This is a genomic window from Kitasatospora sp. NPDC038210 (genome assembly GCF_055600605.1).
This window is the reverse complement of record NZ_JBVJYK010000002.1, coordinates 86,048-103,441: the sequence shown is the minus strand read 5'-3', so window position 1 is coordinate 103,441 and position 17,394 is coordinate 86,048. Positions and strand designations below refer to the sequence as shown.

General features: G+C 75.3%; 13 protein-coding genes. 6 read left to right on the top strand and 7 right to left on the bottom strand.

Annotated features, from left to right (window positions below; genetic code table 11):
• Nucleotides 1-162 precede the first annotated feature (162 nt).
• From ACZ7KX_RS04000 to ACZ7KX_RS03990, 3 genes are all read right to left on the bottom strand, one after another.
• Entirely contained in the window at nucleotides 163-951 is a 789-nt protein-coding gene (locus ACZ7KX_RS04000) for an aminotransferase class IV (protein WP_470325173.1), read from the bottom strand.
• Nucleotides 944-2,008 carry a GNAT family N-acetyltransferase gene (locus tag ACZ7KX_RS03995; protein ID WP_470325172.1) on the bottom strand — a complete coding sequence of 355 codons (1,065 nt, stop codon included), beginning with the start codon at nucleotides 2,006-2,008 and terminating at the stop codon, nucleotides 944-946. Before ACZ7KX_RS03995 ends, ACZ7KX_RS04000 begins: the two co-directional genes overlap by 8 nt.
• Before the next feature lie 183 nt (nucleotides 2,009-2,191).
• Entirely contained in the window at nucleotides 2,192-3,118 is a 927-nt protein-coding gene (locus ACZ7KX_RS03990; RefSeq protein WP_470325171.1) for a DMT family transporter, read from the bottom strand.
• Nucleotides 3,119-3,259: 141 nt separating this feature from the next.
• Between ACZ7KX_RS03990 and ACZ7KX_RS03985 the strand changes: the two genes are divergently transcribed.
• From ACZ7KX_RS03985 to ACZ7KX_RS03970, 4 genes are all read left to right on the top strand, one after another.
• Nucleotides 3,260-4,162 (top strand): LysR family transcriptional regulator, encoded by a 903-nt coding sequence (locus ACZ7KX_RS03985; protein WP_470325170.1) that lies wholly within the window; start codon nucleotides 3,260-3,262, stop codon nucleotides 4,160-4,162.
• Between the two features lie 130 nt (nucleotides 4,163-4,292).
• Nucleotides 4,293-5,828, top strand: coding sequence for an MFS transporter (locus ACZ7KX_RS03980; protein ID WP_470325169.1), 1,536 nt, complete (start codon nucleotides 4,293-4,295; stop codon nucleotides 5,826-5,828).
• Nucleotides 5,818-6,792 (top strand): Lrp/AsnC family transcriptional regulator, encoded by a 975-nt coding sequence (locus tag ACZ7KX_RS03975; protein WP_470325168.1) that lies wholly within the window; start codon nucleotides 5,818-5,820, stop codon nucleotides 6,790-6,792. The genes ACZ7KX_RS03980 and ACZ7KX_RS03975 overlap by 11 nt, the downstream gene beginning before the upstream one ends.
• Nucleotides 6,793-7,221: 429 nt before the next feature.
• Nucleotides 7,222-8,601, top strand: a complete 1,380-nt coding sequence (locus tag ACZ7KX_RS03970; RefSeq protein ID WP_470325167.1) for a chitinase — start codon at nucleotides 7,222-7,224, stop codon at nucleotides 8,599-8,601.
• A gap of 192 nt (nucleotides 8,602-8,793) precedes the next feature.
• On the opposite strand, the gene ACZ7KX_RS03965 is transcribed toward ACZ7KX_RS03970, so the two are convergent.
• The 3 genes from ACZ7KX_RS03965 to ACZ7KX_RS03955 form a co-directional block, all read right to left on the bottom strand.
• Nucleotides 8,794-11,823: a hypothetical protein gene (locus ACZ7KX_RS03965; protein ID WP_470325166.1), complete on the bottom strand. Its 3,030-nt coding sequence runs from the start codon at nucleotides 11,821-11,823 to the stop codon at nucleotides 8,794-8,796.
• The gene (locus ACZ7KX_RS03960; RefSeq protein WP_470325165.1) at nucleotides 11,823-13,715 is read right to left on the bottom strand and encodes an HSP90 family protein; all 1,893 of its coding nucleotides are present in this window, start codon (nucleotides 13,713-13,715) and stop codon (nucleotides 11,823-11,825) included. Before ACZ7KX_RS03960 ends, ACZ7KX_RS03965 begins: the two co-directional genes overlap by 1 nt.
• A gap of 233 nt (nucleotides 13,716-13,948) precedes the next feature.
• On the bottom strand, nucleotides 13,949-14,986 hold the full coding sequence (locus ACZ7KX_RS03955; protein ID WP_470325164.1) for a hypothetical protein: 1,038 nt from the start codon (nucleotides 14,984-14,986) through the stop codon (nucleotides 13,949-13,951).
• Between the two features lie 351 nt (nucleotides 14,987-15,337).
• Here ACZ7KX_RS03955 and ACZ7KX_RS03950 point away from each other — a divergent pair, with 351 nt between their 5' ends.
• Nucleotides 15,338-15,661, top strand: a complete 324-nt coding sequence (locus ACZ7KX_RS03950; protein WP_470325163.1) for a hypothetical protein — start codon at nucleotides 15,338-15,340, stop codon at nucleotides 15,659-15,661.
• 157 nt (nucleotides 15,662-15,818) lie between these two features.
• Here the strand turns inward: ACZ7KX_RS03950 and ACZ7KX_RS03945 are convergent, their stop codons facing one another.
• Entirely contained in the window at nucleotides 15,819-16,619 is an 801-nt protein-coding gene (locus tag ACZ7KX_RS03945) for a hypothetical protein (protein ID WP_470325162.1), read from the bottom strand.
• Nucleotides 16,620-16,777: 158 nt separating this feature from the next.
• On the opposite strand from ACZ7KX_RS03945, the gene ACZ7KX_RS03940 reads away from it, so the two are divergent.
• Nucleotides 16,778-17,326: an RNA polymerase sigma factor gene (locus ACZ7KX_RS03940; protein WP_470325161.1), complete on the top strand. Its 549-nt coding sequence runs from the start codon at nucleotides 16,778-16,780 to the stop codon at nucleotides 17,324-17,326.
• Nucleotides 17,327-17,394 lie beyond the last annotated feature (68 nt).

The window sequence follows — 17,394 nt, the reverse complement described above, 5'->3', positions numbered from 1 at the left end:
ACCCGTCATGAGCTCCGTTCCAGTACGTCTCATGGGGCTGCCGCCGGGGCGGATCATGAGGCGGCTTCATGCGGGGGATCATGCAGCGGCCTCATGGGGGTGGGCCATGAGCCGGCTTCATGGGGTAGGCCATGAGGCCGCCTCATGGGGCCGCGGTGTCCCCTAGACCGCTTCGGGGGCGATCCCGAGGTAGGCCGCGCGCAGCTCGGCGAGCACCGGGTGGAAGGGGTCGAGGACGGTGCCGTCGACGGCAGCCAGCGGCCGGATGCCGACGCCCGCGTTCACCGCGAACGCGGCGCCGAAGCGGCCCAGCTCTGCGGCGGACAGCGGCTCGCGTGACTGCGGTCCCCGGTACGCCCCGGACAGCAGGGCCTCGGTGGTGCCGGGCAGGCTCGGGCCCTGCGGCCAGACCAGCTCGTCCTCGTCCAGGAAGCCGACGTTCCAGGTCGCCCCCTCGGCCACCCGGCCCTCCGGGTCGACCAGCAGCGCGTCGTCGTAGCCCGCGAGCTGGGCCTGACGTCGCTGGTGGACCAGGCCGAACAGGCCGACGTGCTTCACCTCCGGCAGCTCCCGCCGGTGCACCACGGTGCGCACCCGCAGCGGGGCGGGCGCGGCCGCGGCGGCCGGGCGGGTGGTGACCAGCAGGGCGGGCGCGGCCGGGGCGGCGGGGCGTTCCAGGCCGAGCGCCGGGTCGTACACGGTGACCCGGACGATCACCGGCGCGCCGTCGGCGGGCAGCACCGCGCGGACCCGCTCCCGTACCGCCGCCCGGTCCAGCTCCACGGCGAACAGCGTCCGGCAGTCCCGGACCAGGCGGTCCAGGTGCAGCGTCAGGCCGCGGACCCGGCCCGACTCGGCCCGCATCGTGGTGAAGTGCCCGTAGTTGAGCAGCCCCAGCGCGGCCAGCCGCGCCGGGTCCGCGGGGGCGCCGTCGATCTCGATCTCAGCCATCCCCCGAGTCTGCCAGCTGCGGTGACGGCACCGCGGCCTGCTCGGCGGCCTGCTGCGGGGCCCCGGCCATGCCCGGCGGCGGGGCCTGCGCCGGTTCCCGAACCACGCCTGAGGCCGCGCCCCGAGCCCGGTCCTGGTTCCGCGCCTGCGGAGCGGGCACCGGCGCGGACACCGGGCGGTACGGGGAGGACACCGGACGACGCGCGGCCCGCTCGAACTCCTCGATCCGGTACGCCAACCCCTCCGGCTCCCCCACGTCGCACCACCGCCACGCCTCCGCCCACCACTGCGGGCCGCGCACCATCGGGAAGCCCGCCAGCGCCAGGTGCAGGGCCAGCGTCGAGCGCGCGTAGTCGTGCACCCAGCCGTCGGCGCCCCGGTAGTCGGCCGTCTCGTCCAGTCGCAGCCAGCGGCCCTCGCGGCCGGCGGTCAGTATCGGCACCCAGCCGCGCAGCCGGTCGGCGACCAGCAGGAGCAGCCGCCCGTCCTGCTCGCGCACCCGGTAGGCGGGGAGTTGGGGCATCCGCGCGAGGGAGAGCGAACGCTTCCAGCCGACCACCCACAGCCCCCGGCGCAGGTGGTAGCGGACGGCCGGCTGCCAGCTCCAGTGCGCCTCCAGCCGGAAGCCGGGCAGGCCCTCGGCGGTGGCCGCCGCGTACACCTCGTCCAGCGTGGCGGCGGCCAACCCTCTCCCGCGCGCGGCCGGGCTCACGTAGAGGGAGGAGACGGCGAGTTGGCCCGGGCCCTTGGTCCAGTTGTCCACGGCGACGGTGCCCACGACGGCGCCGCCGTCCCCCCGGATCCAGTACCGGCGGCGGTACAGCTCCCCGCCGGGCCACTCCCGACCGCTCTCGCCCAGCCGCTCGCGCCACCCGCGCTCCGCGAGCGGCGCCAGCCCGTCCGGGTCCACCAGCTCGCCCAGCTCACCCTCCACCAGGGACGCCAAGTCCCACAGCGCGAACCGCCGTTCGTCCCCCTCGGCGACCGCCCGCAGCCGCGGCCCCGCCGCCAGCCGGTCCTGCGCCCGCTCCACCGCCGCATCCCACGACCTCACCACGTCGCCACCCTAGCGGGGCCCGCGGACATTCCGTAATTCAGTGGACACCGAACGTCAGATCGGGTACGAATGCGCCTGTCCGATCAGCCCGGTTCCCCCGGCTTGTCCCGGGAGGGGCCGTTCGGGAAGGAGATCCCCATGCGTGGCATCTTCGTACGCACCGTCATCGGGGCCGCACGCGCCCTAACCGACGGACTGGCGCGCCTTCGGAGCCTGGTCCGCCGAGCCGGTCGCGGCGCCGGGGCGGGGACGGGTCAGCGCCACGGCCGCGATCACCAGGGCGCCGCCGGCCAGGGCGTTCCAACCGACCGGCTCCGCGAGGAACAGCGCGCCGATCGCGGTGGACCACAGCGGCATCACGTAGGTGACGGCCGAGGCCACCGTGGTGCCCGCGGTCCGGACGACACCGAGGTTGAGCAGGTACGCGAAGCCGGTGCCGACCATGCCGAACACCAGCAGGGCGACGGCCGGGCCGGCCCCGGGCCAGTGCGGGGCACCCGCGGCGAGCGGCGCGATGACGGCCAACTCGGCCGCGGCGCAGCCGATCTGGAGCACGGACAGGGTGGTGACGGACTCCGGCCGACCGGACAGGAAGCGCCGCAGGTAGACGAAGCCCGCGCCGTAGCAGCAGGCGGCGGCCAGGCAGGCGAGGCCCCCCACGGCCTCGCCGGAGCCGATGCCGTGCCAGACGCCGAGCACGGTGAGCACGCCGAGGAATCCCAGGCCGAGGCCGGTCAGCCGCCGCGCACCCGGACGGCGCTCCTCGGGCACGGTGAGCACCGCGAAGAGCAGGGTGAACAGCGGAGTGGTCGCGTTCATCACCCCGGCGAGCACCGAGCTGACCCTGGTCTCCCCGAACGGGAACAGGATGAACGGCACGGTGTTGAGCAGCACCGCGACCACCGCCGAGTGCCCCCACAGCGTACGGTCACGCGGGATCCGCTCACCGCGCAGCACCAGGACGGCGCCCAGCGTGACCGCACCCAGCAGGCACCGCCACAGCGCCACCCAGACCGGGGGCACCCCCGCGTCGACCGCCACCTTGATCAGGGCGAAGCTCGCACCCCAGATCGCCGACAGTGCCACAAAGCCCGGCAACCAGCGTCGCACCGCAACCACCCCCGCATTCCTCCGGTGTTCCCTTCCTCTGGACAGAGGGTGGCCGGGCGACCGACCATGAGTCCAACAAGTGGCACTCCTACATGGATGAGGAAGTCTCATGGCCCCAGGTCACACGCCCCGGGACGACCGATGACGACCGAGATCAACCTGGCCCAGCTCAGGGCCCTGGTCGCGGTCGCCGACACAGGCGGCTTCGGCGCCGCCGCCGACGAACTGGGCATCAGCCAGTCCGCCGTCTCCCACGCTGTCGGCGCCCTGGAGCGGGCCCTCGGCGCACCCGTCGTGATGCGCGGCACCCCGTGCCGGCCGACGCCGCTGGGTGAGCAGGTCCTGCCGCACGCCCGAACGGCCGTCGCCTCCGTCGCCGCCGTACGCACGGTCGCCACCCAACTCACCGGCGGCCTGGCCGGCACCGTCCGGCTCGCCGCGCCGGCCACCGTGTGCCAGGCACTGCTGCCCGGGCTGCTGCGGGACTGGAAGGCCGCGTACCCGGAGGTCACCGTCCGGGTCTTCGAGGGCGAGGACGCCGAGCTGCCCGCATGGCTGGAGGCCGGCACGGTGGACGCCGCGGTCCTGGTGGACGCCGGGCCGCTGCTGCCGGGGGCGGTCGCGCTCGGCGCGGACTCGATGCACGCGCTGCTGCGCCGCGACCACCCGCTCGCCGGTCAGGAGACGGTCCACGTAGCCGAGTTGGAGGACGACGACTTCCTGCTCTCCGAGGGCGGCTGCGAGCGCCACATCCGCGAGGCCTACCGGCGGGCCGGCGCCCGCTTCGCGCCCCACCACCGGATCCGTGACCTCAACACGCTGATCGGCATGGTGCACGCGGGCGTCGGGATCTCGGTGATGCCCGCGCTGGCGCTGACCATGCTCCCGGCCGACTGCGTCCTGGTGCCGATCCGGCCCGCGGTCCACCGAACGCTGACGCTCACCGGACCGGCCGGCCGGCCGTGGTCCCCGGTGGTCAGCGGGCTCCTCGCGGGAGTGGGGGCGATGACCAAGGGCCGGGCCCTGGCCGGGGCACCGGCCTGAGTGGAGCTTTTCGGCTCCGAGGGCGGGGCCGGTGGAACTTCCCGTCGATCCGGGCGGCAGCGGCTGGTCGGCGCGGGCATGCGGCCGGAGTGTGGACGGCATTCCGGCCGCATCCCCGAGGGAGGACCCGTTGTCCGCACACCCGCTGCCCCCGCCGTCCGCGCCATCCGCGCCGTCCACGCCGTCCACGCCGTCCACCAGCCGTCGCCCGGTCGCCGGGCAGACCTCAGCCGAGCGGTCCCCGGCCGTACACCCGCACCGCTGGTGGGCGCTCTGCGCGCTGCTCACCGCCGAGGCGATGAACCTGCTGGACGCGACGATCGTGCAGGTCGCCGCGCCGCGCATGCGTGCCGACCTCGGCGGGCCGGCCGCTGCCGTGCCCTGGCTCACCACCGCGTACACGCTCCCGTTCGCCGTCCTGCTGCTCACCGGCGGACGGCTCGGTGACCGGGGCGGGCGCCAGCGGGTGTTCCGGATCGGCGTCGCGGGCTTCCTGCTCGCCTCGCTGGCCTGCGCGTGCGCGCCCACACTCGGCGCGCTTCTCGCCTTCCGAGCCGTCCAGGGCGCAGCCGCGGCCGCGATCGTGCCGCAGACCATCGGCCTGATCAAGGCCATGTTCCGCGGCCCGGAGACGGCCCGGGCGCTCGGCACGATCGGACCGGTCATGGGGCTCGCGGCGGTCGCCGGCCCGGTGCTCGGCGGTGTGCTCACCCACGCCGACCTCCTCGGCTCCTCCTGGCGTGCGGTCTTCCTGGTCAACCTCCCGCTCGCGCTCGCCGTCCTCGCCCTCGCCCCACTGCTCACCGAGGACCGCGCCCCTCGCCGTCCCGGCCTCGACCCGGCCGGCAGCGCGCTGGCGGCACTCGCCACCGGGCTGGTCGTGCTGCCCCTGCTGGCCGCCGGCACCACACCGCTGCCGTGGACAGCCGTCGGGGCGGTCGCCGCCGTGGCCTTCGCGGTCCACCAGCGGCGTGGGGCGCGGCGCGGCGCCGACACCCTGGTCGAGCCGAGCCTGTTCGCCTCCGTCCGGTTCCCGGCCGCGCTGGCCGCCCTCTCGCTCGCCTTCGCCGCCAGCACCGGGCTCAGCCTCGTCGTCGTCCTCCAGCTCCAACTCGGCAGCGGCGCCGATCCCTTGGCCGCGGGCCTGACCCTGCTGCCGATGTCGGCCGGGCTGGCAGCCGGCTCCCTGTGGGCGGGCGCCTCATTGGTCCGGCGGTACGGCGCACGGGTGATGCCCGCCAGCCTGGCCGTGATGGCGCTCGGGGTGCTCGCCGCCATCGGCACCTACCGCACCGGCGAACGGCCGGAGGCGCTGCCGTACGCGCTCGCCGTGGTCGGGCTCGGGCAGGGACTGTTCACGCCCGCCTTCTTCACCACCGCGCTGAAGCCGCTGCGGCCTCAGGAGACCGGCTCGGCGGCCGGACTGCTCAACGCCGTGCAGCAGCTCGGGTCCACGCTCGGCGTCGCCGGGCTCGGGCGGATCTACCTCGCGGCCCCGGACGCGGCCGGGGCGCAGCGCGCCTGCTGGGTGACGGTGGGTGTGCTGGCGGCCGTCGGCGTCGCGGGGAGGCTGATGAGCGACTCCCGTGGCGCCCGCACCGCCACCCGCGCGACAGAATCGGACGGTGTGTCCGACCACCACCGGGAACCCACGCATGCTCGATGACCTCGACCGCGCGCTCGTCCACGCCCTGCGCGTCGACGGGCGCGCCCCGTTCAACCGGATCGCCGCCGTCCTCGACGTCTCCCCGCAGACCGTCGCCCGCCGCTACCGGCGGCTGCGGGCCGAGGCCGGGCTGCGGGTGGTCGGGCTCGCCGACCCGCACCGGGCCGGACGGGCCCAGTGGCTGCTGCGCCTCACCGCCGGCCCGCACACCGCCCAGAACCTCGCCGGGGCACTGGTCCGCCGCCCCGACACGGCCTGGGTGAAACTCACCTCCGGCGGCACCGAGATCACCGCCATCGTGGACACCGGCCCCGGCTCCGACGGACACGGCCTGCTGCTGCGCGACATCCCCCGCACCGCCGCCGTCACCGACGTCTCCGCCCACTGTCTGCTGCACACCTACCGGGGCGGCCCGTCCGCGTGGCCGGTCAGCACCGAGGCGCTCGACGAGGAGCAGCAGGCCCACCTCCGTCCGACCGCGGTTCCGCTGCCGTCCGGTGGCCTGGACGCGGCCGACCACGCCCTGCTCGGCGCACTCCACCGGGACGGCCGCACACCCCTCGGCGACCTCGCGGCGGCCACCGGCCGCACACCGGCCACCGTCGCCCGCCGGCTCGCCGAACTGCGGGCGGACGGCACGGTCTTCCTCGACGTGGAACTCGATCCCCGGCTGCTGGGCGCGAACATGCAGGCGCTGCTCTGGCTGAGCATCGCCCCCGCCCGCCTCGACCGGGTCGGCCGCGCCCTCGCCGCCCACCGCGAGCTCGCCTTCGTCGCCGCCACCACCGGCCCCAGCAACCTCGTCGCCCTCGCCCTGTGCGCCGACCCGGCCGACCTTCACCGTTACGTGACAGAGCAGTTGGGCGCCGTCAAGGAGATCACCGCACTGGAGTCGTCCCCCGTCCTGCGCACCCTCAAGTCCGCAGGGCCGATCCCGGCACCACCGGGCCCCGGGCGATCCTGACCCGGCCGTCCGGAAGCTCCAGGACACCCAGGAGATCCAGGAGGTCGCGCGGCCGGCGGAGACGGCGGAGGCCCGGGGCGGGGCGGCCGGGCGGCCGGGCGGCCGGGCCGACACCACCGTGTCCTGGTGGCCGAAGGCGCGCAGGGTGCACAGAGCAGGGTGCGCAGAGCCGACCGACCGTTCGAGAGCCCGCCCAGACCGGGTTCGAAGGCCGTCGACACACAGACGTCCGGAATGCCCTGCTCCCCCTCGACGGCACCCGGACTCCCCCGCCGCCGGGTCTTGACCCACCCTCCGAGACAGGTCTATACCAGTGGGAGCCCGCGGTAACCACCCAACGCCCCAGGGCCGTTCGGCCTGCCGCCGCGCCACCCCCACCTCCGGCGCGAACAGGCACTTCCCCCACCGCCGTTTCCTGGAAGGCTTCCGATGGAACGCGCTCTTCCCCCACGCCCCACCGATCCGCACCACCCCACCAGCCCGCATCACCCCACTGACTCGCGCCACCCCACCGATCGGCACCACCCAACCCGCCCCGAACAACCGGTCGGCCCGACCGCCCCCGGACACCGGCGCCGCTCCGGCCGGGCCGCACTCGCCGCGGCCGCCGTGCTCGGCCTGGTCGCCGGGGGCCTCGCCGCCCTGGCCGGCACCGGCTCCGCCTCCGCGGACACCACCGCCACCACCGCGGCCGGACTGGGCAGCAACTGGTACGCCTCGGCCCCGTACCTGATGCCCGAGGACAACAGCCCGCCGGACGCCGCCGCCGTCATGGACGCCACCGGCCAGAAGGCCTTCCAGCTGGCGTTCATCCTGGCCCAGGGCAACAGTTGCTCCCCCGCCTGGGGCGGCACCTCCTCGATCGACACCGACACCACCATGCCGAACGTCATCCAGACCGTCCGGGGCAAGGGCGGGGACGTCTCGGTGTCCGTCGGCGGGTACGGCGGTACCAAGCTGGGCCAGGTCTGCGGCACGCCGGAGGCGACCGCCGCCGGGTACCAGAAGGTGATCACCAAGTACCAGCTCAAAGCGATCGACTTCGACCTGGAGGAGCCGGAATACGAGAACACCGCGGCCATCCACAACGAGATCGGCGCGGCGAGGATCCTCCAGCAGAACAACCCCGGCCTGTACGTCTCGATCACCACCGCCGGCACCAACGCGGGCACCGGCTGGTTCGGCACCCAGATGCTCAACGAGGCCAAGTCCCAGGGCTTCACGCCGAACAACTACTCCATCATGCCGTTCGACGGCGGCTTCAACGGCGCGGCGGCGCAGACCGACGCGCTGGTGAAGTTCAACCAGATCCTGCAGACCACCTTCGGCTGGAGCGAGGCCACCGCCTACGCCCACGAGGGCGTGTCGATGATGAACGGCCGCACCGACGCCGCCGAGTACTTCCGCCAGGCCGACTTCCAGACCGTGCTGGACTTCGCCACCGCGCACGGTCTGGCCCGGTACACCTACTGGTCGGTCAACCGGGACCGGCAGTGCCAGGGCCCGGTGGACCCCGGGCTGTCCGGCTCCTGCTCCAGCGTGGTGCAGAACGACTGGGACTTCACCAAGTACACGGTGAAGTTCGCCGGCGCGACCCCGCCCACCACACCGCCCACCACACCGCCCACCACGCCGCCGACCGGCCCGGGCACCTGCACCGCCCCGGCCTGGAGCGCGAGCACCACCTACACCGGCGGCGCCAAGGTCTCCTACAACGGGCACAACTACCACGCCAAGTGGTGGACGCTGAACGAGGTGCCGAGCGCCAGCGGCCAGTGGGGCGTCTGGGCCGACGACGGCCCCTGCTGACCCAGACGGCGGAACCCCACACGCAAGGGAGCCCCGGGGTGGTGCACAACCCCGGGGCCCCTCACATCACTCCGACGCCCGAGCCGGTCCGACGCCTGCACCACCCCGACGCCTGCACCACCCCGCCGCCTGCACCACCCCGCCGCCTGCGCCGCCCCGATGCCACGCCACCCCGACGCCACGCCGCCCGCGTCAGTCCGACGAGGCGAACCGCTCGCGCAGCTCCGCCAGCACCTCCGCCGCCTCCGGCAGCCCGGCCGCCTCGCAGCGCGCGATGCCGGCGGTCAGCCGGGCCACCGCCGCCGCGGTGCGGCCGAGGTCGCTGCCCTCGATCAGCGCGGCCAGGCGGACGGATTCCGCCCGCGGCGCCTCGGCCCGCTCGCCGCCCTGCTCGTACACCGCGACGGCCCGCTCGGCCTCCGCCAGCGCCTCCTCGTACCGCTCGGCGACGGCCAGGCAGCGCGCCCGCTCGTAGTGCGATCCGCCGCGCAGGTACCAGGCGTTGTACTCCTGGCCGCGCTCCTCGGCGGTGGCGCCGACCGCGTCCGCCTCGGTCAGCAGCGCCAGCGCGCGGTCCAGCCCGTCGGCGCCCTGCGTCCGCATCGTGATGCGGGCCAACTCGCGCAGTGTCGCGGCCAGTTGGTCGACCTGGGGAGCCTTGCCGTGGGCCTCGCGGGCCCGCGCGAGCGCTGCTTCGGCGGCGTCCCGGCGGTCCGCCTGGGCGAGCGCCAGGGTGGCCTCGCAGGCGACCATGGTGTGGGTCTCCTGGTCCTCCCAGTCGGCCACCAGGTCGGCCAGCCGGAGGTACTCCTCGGCGGCGTCCCGGTACTCCTCCAGGTCGGCCAGGCCCCTGGCGAGGTCCAGCCGGGTCTGGGCGAGCATCCTGACGTCCAGCCGGGCCGCCGACGCGTCCAGCAGCACCGACTCCAGGACGGCGACCGCGTCCGTCGCCCGACCGGTGTCGCGCAGCACGTCGGCCAGCTGCAGCCGCACCTGGGCCGCCTCCTCGGCAGCCTCCGGGCCCTTGCGGTCGTAGCGCGCGGCGGCCTCCGACAGCGCACGGACCGCGCCGCCGAGGTCCCCCACCTGCATGCAGGAGTGGCCGAGCATCATGTACGTCGGCGCGTACGGGTAGGAGTCGTCACCCCAGCGGGCGGCCTCGGCCAGCGCCCGGTGGAACACCTCCACGGCCTGGGCCGGCTCGCGGCTCTGCAGCAGCACCTGGCCCAGCAGGCCGAGCACCCGCGGGGTGTGCCACGGCAGGTCGGACCGGTCCAACTGGGCCAGTACCTCGCGCAGTTCGGCGGCCGCCTCGGCGAGCCGGCCCTGCCGGGCGGCGGCATCGGCGGTGTACTGCCGGGAGGTGGCGGCCCGCCGGGCCGAGCCCAGCTCGACGGCGGTCCGGTGGTAGCCGCCGACCGCCGCCTCGAAGCGCGCGACGGTCTCGGCGGAGGATTCGGGAAGCGACTCGACCAGGTCGTGGTGGGCTGCGTAGGCGCGGGTCTGCAGCACGATCAGGTAGTCGTCGTCGGTCAGCTCGCCCGTCGCCCGCAGCTCCTCGGCCCGGACCATCGCCGCGTCGAGCGCCGCCCAGTCGGCCGTCCTGCCCGCGCCTGCGCCGGTTCCTGCACCGTCACCCTCACCGACGCCGTCACCCGTGTCCGCGCCCGCACCGGCCCCGCCGGCCCCGCCGCCCGCACCGGCCCCGCCGGCCCCGCCGCCGGACGGCTCGTCGAGCTCGATGATCAGCGAACGGGTGCGGACCATCAGCGCCGCGCCGGGCATCCCCGCCTGCTCGAACAGCTCGGCTGCGGCCAGCAGCCCGACCCTGCCCTCGGCGTGCTCGTCGCGCTCCAGCGCCCCGTGGGCGCGCTGCTCGGCGAGCTCGGCGCGCAGCCGCTCGGGGCTGCCTACCTCCGTGCCCTCGGGGTGGACGAAGTCCGCGGCGGCGGCGCGCTCGGCGATCCGCTTCCAGAGCCGGTCGGAGTCGGGGTGCCCGAGCACCTCCAGCTCCCGGGCCCGGACCACCAGGGCGGTGAAGTCCTCCGGTTCCGCCTCGACGGTCCGGCGCGGCGCGGGCGCGACGGCCGGGGCGGCGGCGGACAGCTCGGGCGCGGCGACGGCACGCACGCCCAGCGCCAGCGGCTCGGCCAGCAGCGGCTCGACGGCCAGCCGGGCCCGCCGCGCGGCGCCGACCGCACCGGTGCCGTTGCGCGCGTCGAAACGGGCGGCCAGCGCGTCCGCCTCGGTGCGCAGGTGGGCGAGCAGGGTGTCCACCGTCCACGCGGTGCCGGCCGGGCCGCTGACCGCGAGGTCGCCGTGGCCGGCCCGGGCGAGGGCGGCGATCAGGACCTCCACACCGGTCAGGAAGTCCAGCCGGGAGGCGGCCTCGCCGGTGACCGCGAACAGGTCGCGGTTCTCGGCGAGCAGTTCCAGGCCGCGCGGCTCGTTGCCGGACAGCGCGCAGAACTCGATGTGCCGGGCCACGGAGCCCATCATCGAGGACTTGCCGCGCGCGAAGCGGTACCCGGTGAGGTGCGCGGAGCGGGCCTCGTCCGGTCGGCCCCGGCGCAGCAGCGGCAGCAGGGCGACGGACTGGCTGAGGTAGGGCTCCAGCTCGCAGGCGCTGCGGCCGCTCAGCACCGGCTCCAGCACCTCCAGTGCCCGCGCGTCGTCGCCGAGGTCGAGGAAGTGCCGGGCGCGGGCCCGGGTCTCGCAGGCCGGGCAGTCGCTCATCTCGGAGCGCGGGCGGGCCGCCCACAGCTCGTAGGCCTCCTGGACGCCGACGCCGATGACCTCGGCCAGGTGGTAGCGCTCGGCGTAGTAGGGCTGGAGGCCGAAGCCGGCCGCGCGGTAGCGGTCGCGCAGTTCGGTGAGCCAGCGCTCGACGGCCGCCAGCGGTACGTCCGGGTTGTCCCGCAGCGCGCCGGCCACCCACTTGAAGCGCCAGAACACCTGGTGGCGGGCCCACTCGCCGAACCCGTCCGGGTCCGTGTCCCACAGCTTGAGCACGCGGGCGAAGACGACCGGGGTCTTGTTGCGCTCGCCGTCGTACTCGTAGGCCTCCATCAGTTCCAGCAGGGCCATCGAGCGGACCTTGGTGTCGTCGAACTGCTCGGCGGCGTCGACGAGTTCCTCGGCGGTGACGGTCCGGGTGCGACCGTACGGGCGGGCGTCGTTCTCGTGCAGCGCGGCCATCACCGCATCGGGGGTGTCCAGCATCACGCGTCCTTCTCGTCGTCGCGGCCCCGGCCACCGGCCGCGCCCGGCCCGCCGGCCTCGTGGCCCAGCATGGCGTGGTCGAGCAGGCTGATGAACGAACGGTTGAGCAGGGCGGACTCGCTGGCCTTGAGCGGGCGGCGGGTCATCAGCACGGCCTGCCCGTACAGCGCCTCGACGGCGGTGACGGCCAGCTCGCGGTTGGTCACCGTCGCGGCGCGGCGCACCAGCGGGTTGAGGTGATTGAGCACCAGCTGGGCGCGGGGCACCTCGGCGCGCAGCGAGCCGAGGATGTCCGCCCACAACCCGTCGGCTTCGTCGGCCAGTTGGGCGCGGGTGCGCTCGTGCCGGGCCTCCCGGTTGTCGAGCAGCAGGGCGGGCGCGTTGGTCGGGTGGAAGCTGCGCAGGGCGACGTCGCAGTCGAACCGGCCGACCACCTCGCGGGCGATCGCGAGGAAGGCGTTGGCGGCGAGTTCGGCGGCCGGGTCGACGGTGTCCAGGTGCGCGGTGACGGTGCCCGGGTCGAGGTCGGAGACCGAGACGCCGGGGCGGATCTCCGGCAGCCGGTGCACCAGGTCGCGGTCGTAGGTGTAGCCGCCGTTGACCACGCCGAGCCCGGCCGCGCCGGCGATCGGGGCGACCTGGCGGAACTCCTCGACCGTACGGGTCACCAGCACCACCGGGTGGCTGCGGGCGAACTCGTCCAGGGTGACGTTGCCGTCGGTGGTCTCGAACGGCAGCCAGGGCAGCATCATCCGCAGCAACTCGTCGTCGTAGCGCGCGAGTTCCTTGACCGCCAGGTGGTGCACGGAGAGGAAGCGGTGCAGCAGCGCGGGGTCGCTCGCGGACAGGCCGGTCAGCCAGTCGCGGATCCGGGCGCCGAGCGCGTCGCGGACGGCGGCCAACGTCTCGTCGGCGTACAGGCCCTCGCGGGAGGCGGTCGGGCGCAGGCCGTCGGTGTCGACGACGCAGCGGACGAAGAAGGCCCAGTCCGGCAGCAGTTCGTCGGCCTGGTCGGAGAGCAGCATGCCCTTGAGGTGCACCCGGTGTCCGTTGCGGCGCGAGGGCGGAGCGGCGTCCGGCAGCACGTACGCGACGCCGCGCAGGCCGACCAGCGGCAGGTCCAGCTCGATGGTGTCGAGCGGGGTGAAGTCGAAGGTGGCGCGGCAGTACTCGCCGAGCGCGTCGCGCTTGGCCAGCGGGGAGGGGTACCGCTCGGCCCACGGCGGGGTGCGGTTCACCCGGTGCTCGGTGCCGCCCGCGTCGATCACGGTGACGTCGTGACGCAGCAGGCTGCCGAAGTCCCGGGCGAGGGTGAGCACCCGGGCGGGGCGGGTCCACTCGGCGGCGTCGGCGCGCGGCGCCAGGGTGACGGTGGTGCCCGGCTCGGGCTTGGCCTCGGCGGGCAGGGTGCGGATGGTGTAGCTGCCGTCGGAGCTGCCGCGCCACTCGATCACCGGGGCGTCCGGGGCGGCGGCGGAGCGGGTGACCACGGTGATCTCGTCGGCGACCACGAAGCAGGCGAGCAGGCCGATGCCGAACTGGCCGATGAAGTCGCCCCGGGCCTTGGCCAGTCCGGCGCCGTCGAGGCGGCCGTCGGCGTCGCGCTTGGAACTGCGGCCGATGGTGGCGAGGAAGGTGTGGACGTCCTTCTCGGTCAGGCCGACGCCGGTGTCGGTGACGGACAGCTCGTCGTCGGCGCGGACGGTGATCCGGGCCGGCGCGTCGGGGTCGAGGGCGCGGCGGGCGGAGATCGCGTCCACCGCGTTCTGCAGCAGCTCGCGCAGGTAGACCCGCGGGCTGGAGTAGAGGTGGTGGGAGAGCAGGTCCACCAGGCCGCGCAGGTCCACCTGGAAGGTGTGCTGCGCACTCGTCGGGTTGTCGGTTGGGGACACCGGAGGCTCTTTCGATCGCGGGGTGGGTGACGTTTCAGGGGGCGCAGCCGGGAGCAGGGGCGCGGCTGGGAGCAGGGGCACGGTCGGCGGCGTCGGGCGGCCGGCATCGGCAGGCGGTCGGTGGCGTCGGCAGGCGGTTGGCGCCGGCGGGCGCTAAGGCGTCGTGATGCGACCCGGCATCAGGACACCGGCGGTGTCGGACACGGTCGGCCCTGGTGCATGCGCGGCCGTCCTCAGTACGCGGCGCAGCGGTCGCGGTGGGCGCGGAAGGCCTTGACCGGGTTCCCCGAGAGGTAGTGCCAGGGCGACTCGGTGACGGCCCCGTCCAGCGCGTCGAACAGCATCCGGGCGGTCTTGCGCTGGTCGGCGAGCGAGAAGGCCATCGCGAAGCTGTTGAAGGCGCCCTGCCAGCCGCGCACCGGCTGGAAGTCCGGGTGGAGGACGGAGCGGAAGGCGGCCTCCTGCATCTCGGCCAGCACCGTCGGGCTGGTCAGGTAGGCGTGGTCCTCGCCGTCCGGGAGGTCCAGCCAGTGCTCCAGGTGCGCGAGCACCACCAGTTCGCCGAGGTGGCTGCCCTCGGGCGCGGCCAGCATCGCCGAGCGGGCGAACGCGTGCATCTCCTCGTGCGAGCCGCCCCACTTGGCGCACAGCTGCTGCAGCCGCTGCCGGTGCGAGCCGGCGTGTCCGGGTGCGCGGCGCACGGCGGCCTCGAAGCGGCAGGTGGCGATCTCCGGTCCGAGCGAGGCGCCGCGGGCGCTGATCTGCAGGAAGTACCAGGGGGCGAGCCAGGCGGGCTCGCGCTCGGCGACCTCCAGCAGTTGCTCCTCGGCGGTGTCCAGCCGCTGGTGGAACAGCTTCCACTGCTCCTCGGTGACGTTCTTGGCCCGGGCGCCGGTCCGCGCCTCCCAGGCCCAGGTGACCTGCCGGGCGCCGGAGAGCAACAGCGCCACCGTGTCGTCCGGGGTCTCGGCGAGGACGCGGCCCGTCCACTCCTCGGCCCCGGGCACGTCGGCGATCGCCCCGGCGAGGTGGGTCAGCTCGGCGCCGTCCTCGACGGCCGCCAGCGCGGGGCGCAGCGCGGCCCAGTCGCCGGCCGCGGCCTGCGCGAGCACCAGGCGCACGGACTCGTCCCCGAAGGCCGGGTCGAGCCGGGGCTCGGTGGCGCGGGCGGCCGCCTTCGCCCCGGCGGAGCGCCGGCCGAACCCGAACCCGCGCCGCCCGGTCCGGTCCTGCGCGCCCTCCTCGCCGGAGCGGCGTCGGAACAGCGGCATGTGGTGGCCCCCTCGAACGTCATCGGCATCTTTCGCACGGCCGGCCGCACGGCGGCCACCCGAGATGAGTACATATCACGCGCGACTGACATCCGTTTCCCCAGCCCAGCGCCCTGCGGACTCCGTGACGGGTCGGGAGGTGAAACGGGGGCGCAGCGGGAGCGGCACGGCAGCGGTACGGGAGCGTCCCGGAGGCGACGACGAAGGTGACGACCAGGGCGGCACCGAGGCGGGACGAAGGCGGCACCGAGGCGGCACGCACGGGCCTCGGGGGTGACATGTTGCCGCCTGACAGTGATCTGCCACGGCCCGCCGCCGCCGCACGAACCGACGATCCGTCAGTCTTGGACCGTGCACGCCATCCGCTTCCACCTGCGCGCTCCCGGCGGCCCCCACGGCGCTGACCGGCCGACCCCCGAGGCCGTACGGGAGGGGCTGGAGCACGGGCTGCTCGGCCCGGTCCGGATCGAGCACGCCCGGATCCTGGCCGGGCCGGGCACCGTGGACGCGGTGGTCTTCACCCTCGCCGACCACCCGCTCACCGCCGAGGCCGCCCTGGCCGTCGCCTGCGCGGAGCTGACCGGCGCGGCAGGCCCGCTGCGCGGCTGGCGGGTGGCGCACTGCGCACTGGACAGCTGGGTCGCGCTCGGCCTGCACGAACCCAGCCACCACTGACGGACGGGCACCACCCGGCCGACCGACGGGACGACCGACGAGGCGACCGACCAGCCGGCCGTCCAGGTCCGCGCGTCCGGTTCAGCGCACCCGGCCCGCCACACCGCCCTGCCCCGCCGCCCGTCAGGCGCCGTCGCCCGTCAGACCGCCGCCCTCGTCAGGCCAGGCCGGGCCCGGCGTCCGGCGTCCGCCCCGACTGCGCCTGCTCGATCCGCTTGACCAGCATCACCGCGAACCGCCGCGTCGCGGCCACGTCCACCGGACCGCCCTCGGTCGTCACACTGGCCACCACGGTGCCCGAGCGCACCACGATGCCGACGCCCTCGCCCTGGGCCAGCGGCCCCTGGAAGGCCTGGCTCTCGCTGCCCAGCGCCGGGGTGTCGATCTTCTTGAACGGCCCGGCGGCGTACGAGGCGTACGTCTCCTTCAGCCGGTTCCTGGCCGCGTCCCGGCCGGGCAGGGTCTCCACGATGAAGCGGGTGACCACGTCGCCCGAGGAGAAGCGGACCGACGCGCTCAGCGGCTTGCCCGTGCAGGGCTTGGCGGCGGTGCAGGTGACGGTGTGGTCGGCGGTGTCGACCTGGCGCTTCTCCTCCTCCCACCCGGCCATCACCGCGGCGTCCGGCAGCACCTGGCCGACCAGCTTGTCGTCCAGCAGCGGTGCCTCCAGGTCCGCGGAGGGCGCCGCCGCGGCGGCCGGCGCGGACGGGGCCGCCGGTGCGGTCGCCGGTGCCGGAGCCGCCCCGGACGCGGCGGCCGTCGGTGCCGCAGAAGGCGCGCCCGGGTCCGCGGGCGCGGATGCCGCGGCCGTGCCGGCAGCCGTGCTCGCCGCCGCGCCCGGCGCTCCCGACGCCGTCCCGGCGGCGCCCTTCGACCCCCCGGACGAGCATCCGGCCAGCACCGCTGCCAGCACCCCGGCCGCCACCCCGGCGGCCATCCGCCGACCACCCATCCCCATTGCCCGCTCCCTCCGGCTGTCCGTGACCCCTCAACATAGCCGCAGCTCCGCCCCCGCCCGTCGCCGCCCCCGCACCGGGCGTCACCCGCCCGCCGCTCGGCCCCGCCGCCCCGTCCAGTACCGTCCACCCGGGGCGACGACCATCGACGGGGGACGGCATGACGGACGCGGACGGCCGACGACCGGACCTCGCCCCGCTGGTCCGGGCCGCCCAGCAGGGCGACGCGTTCGCCCTGGACGAGGTGGTGGGCCTGCTCATGCCGTACGTCGGCCGGGTCTGCGCGCCGATCGCCCTGCAGGACGCTCCCGACGCCGCCCAGGAGGCGATGATCGCGATCGTCCGGAACCTGCACCGGCTCACCTCCCCCGAGGCGCTGTTCGGCTGGGCCCGGGTCATCGCCGCCCGCGAGGCGGTCCGGTTCGCGAGCCGCGCCCCGTCCGCTCCGGGGCGCCGTGCGCCAACGGCGCCCGGCGCCACCGCGGACGAGCAACCCGACGCGCGGGACGGCGAGTTGGCCGCCGACATCCGCGACGCCCTGGAACGCCTGCCGCCCGACCACCGGGCAGTCCTGACGCTCCGTCATGTCGCGGGCCTGGACGAACAGTCGGTGGCCGCGATCCTCGACCTCCCGCTCGGCACCGTTCGTTCACGACTCTTCCGCGCCCGCCGGGGCTTCCGCACCGCCTGGACCGCCGAGGACGGCTAGAGCCACGAGAATTCCGCCGGCCGCGGGGATTGTCCGGCCGCTTTCCGCCCTCTCCATTCCCGAGGGGA

What these genes read in the sequence shown, in the direction of transcription:
- ACZ7KX_RS04000 (WP_470325173.1), bottom strand. Translation starts at nt 951, where the DNA reads ATGGCTGAGATCGAGATCGACGGCGCCCCCGCGGACCCGGCGCGGCTG.
- ACZ7KX_RS03985 (WP_470325170.1), top strand. Translation starts at nt 3,260, where the DNA reads ATGACGACCGAGATCAACCTGGCCCAGCTCAGGGCCCTGGTCGCGGTC.
- ACZ7KX_RS03975 (WP_470325168.1), top strand. Translation starts at nt 5,818, where the DNA reads ATGCTCGATGACCTCGACCGCGCGCTCGTCCACGCCCTGCGCGTCGAC.
- ACZ7KX_RS03970 (WP_470325167.1), top strand. Translation starts at nt 7,222, where the DNA reads ATGGAACGCGCTCTTCCCCCACGCCCCACCGATCCGCACCACCCCACC.
- ACZ7KX_RS03965 (WP_470325166.1), bottom strand. Translation starts at nt 11,823, where the DNA reads ATGCTGGACACCCCCGATGCGGTGATGGCCGCGCTGCACGAGAACGAC.
- ACZ7KX_RS03955 (WP_470325164.1), bottom strand. Translation starts at nt 14,986, where the DNA reads ATGCCGCTGTTCCGACGCCGCTCCGGCGAGGAGGGCGCGCAGGACCGG.
- ACZ7KX_RS03945 (WP_470325162.1), bottom strand. Translation starts at nt 16,619, where the DNA reads ATGGGGATGGGTGGTCGGCGGATGGCCGCCGGGGTGGCGGCCGGGGTG.
- ACZ7KX_RS03940 (WP_470325161.1), top strand. Translation starts at nt 16,778, where the DNA reads ATGACGGACGCGGACGGCCGACGACCGGACCTCGCCCCGCTGGTCCGG.